The following is a 2,177-nucleotide window of genomic DNA, read 5'->3' as shown; positions in this document are numbered from 1 at the left end:
GGGCCGGCGAGCCTCAGCACCTTCGCGAGCGCTCGGGGCGTGCGCTCCCGGTAGAGCCGGGGCAGGTCCGCGTCGTAGCCGGCGGCGCGCAGCCGGGCGACCAGACGGACGGCGGTGATCGAGTCCCCGCCGGACTCGAAGAAGTTGGCACCGTCCCCGACCCGGGGCAGCCCCAGGACCGAGGCCATCGCCGCGGTGACGTCGCGCAGCGCCGCCGCCGTGTCCTGCGCCCCGTCGTGCTCCGGCCCGGATCCGTCCGCCGGGCCGCCGCTCGCGAACGGATCCGGCAGTGCGGCCACGTCGAGCTTCCCGTTGGCGGTGCGCGGCAGCTGGTCCACGAGGACGACACCGGCCGGCACCGCGTACGCGGGCAGCCGACCGGCGGCGAACTCCCGCAGTTCGGCGGGGGAGGGGCGGTCCCGGCGGCTCGGGACCACGGCGGCGGCGAGCAAGGGGGGCCGGCCGGGCCGGCGGATCACCCAGGCGCGGGCGGAGGCCACCGCGGGGTGGGCCAGCAGGGCCGCCTCGACTTCTCCGAGCTCGATCCGGTAGCCGCGGATCTTGACCTGGTGGTCGAGGCGGCCCAGGTACTCGATCGTGCCGTCCGCGAGCCTGCGGCCCCTGTCGCCGGACCGGTAGAGCCGGGCGCCGGGCAGTGCGGAGTGCGGGTCGGCCGTGAAGCGCGCGTGGTCGGCTTCCGGGGCGACCGCATAGCCGAGGGCGACCCCGGGGCCACCGACGTGGATCTCACCCGGCACTCCGAACGGAGCGGGGCGGCCGTTGCCGTCCAGGACGTACACGGGGGTGTCCGGCAGCCCGACGCCGATCCGTGAGCGTCCGTCGCGGACGTCGGCGCGGCTCAAGCGGTGGAGGGTGCTGTGCACCGTGGTCTCGGTGATGCCGTACATGTTCACGAGTGCGGGCGTCCGCTCGCCCCAGCGGTCGAACCACGGGGCCAGGGCCGCCGGGTTGAGCGCCTCCGCGCACAGCACGACGTACTCGAGCCGCTCGAACCCCGCACCGCGCGCCAGGGCCGCGTCGCGGAACCCGTCGAAGGAGGTCGGGGAGATGGTGAGCATCGAGACGTGCTCGCGCTCCACCAGAGCCACCGTCGCCTCGGGGTCGCGGACGGTCTCGTACGGGGCGAACACCACCCGGCCGCCGTGCAGCAAGGCCCCGTAGATCTCCCACACGGAGGCGTCGAAGGTGATCGCGTGGGCGCCCAGCCAGGTGTGGTGCGCGTCGAGGCCGAAGATCCCCCGGGTGGTCGTGAAGAGCCGGACGACGCTGCGGTGGGCGACCTCGACGCCCTTGGGCTGCCCGGTGGATCCCGAGGTGAACAGCAGGTAGGCGGTGTCGTCCGGCGTTCCGACCGGCGCCGGGCCCCGTTCGGCCTCGGGCAGCCGCGCGGGCAGCACCTCCACCCGCACCCCCGGCGGCGCCTCCTGGCCGGAGCCGTCCGTCAACAGGAGCGACAGTCCGGCCAGTTCGACGATCCTGGCCTGCCGGGCGGCGGGCGCGGCGGGGTCGATCGGTACATAGGCGGCACCCGTCCTGAGCACTGCCAGCAGGGCGGCGACCAGGGTCGCCGAACGCTCCATCCGTATTCCGACCAGCTGTCCGGGACCGACCCCCGACTCGGCGAGCCGCAGGGCCAGCCAGTCGGCCTGCCGGCCGAGTTCGCGGTAGGTGGTCCGGTCCGAGCCGGTGCTGACCGCCACGCGGTCGCCCGAGGCCTGGATCTGACGGTAGATCAGCTCGTCCAGGCGCCCCTCCACGTCCGCGGGGGCGGAGCGGCCCAGCTCCGCCAGCGCGGCCCGCTCCTCCGCTCCCGCCAGGTCGAGCGCGTCGAGCCGGATCCCGGGATCCGCCGTCCCCTGCCGGGCGGCCCGCACCACCTGCTCGACGATGCGGCGCGCCACCACCGGATCGAAGGCGTCACGTGCGAACCCGTAGTGCAGCCGGTCCTCGTCCGGTAGCGCGGACAGGTGCTGGTTGGCTACGTTCGGGAGGGATAACCGCTGAAAGCATCTAAGCGGGAAGCCTGCTTCGAGATGAGCACTCCCACCTCCTTGAGAGGGTAAGGCTCCCAGTAGACGACTGGCTTGAACGGCCGTCGGTCGGCGAGGCCCTGGCCCGACTCGCGGGCGCGCGACCGATCCTGGTGCCGCTGCTCC

1 protein-coding gene is annotated in these 2,177 nt (G+C 74.4%); it reads right to left on the bottom strand.

Going from position 1 to position 2,177, the window contains the following annotated elements; translation table 11 throughout:
• On the bottom strand, positions 1–1,922 hold a 1,922-nt coding region (locus ABZW03_RS40125; RefSeq protein WP_355269724.1), incomplete at its 3' end, for a non-ribosomal peptide synthetase.
• Between the last annotated feature and the right edge of the window lie 255 nt (positions 1,923–2,177).

It is taken from the genome of Kitasatospora sp. NPDC004799, assembly GCF_040609095.1.
Taxonomy (GTDB): domain Bacteria; phylum Actinomycetota; class Actinomycetes; order Streptomycetales; family Streptomycetaceae; genus Kitasatospora.
Note: the sequence above shows the minus strand (reverse complement) of the source record. Positions and strands in the feature narration are given on the sequence as shown.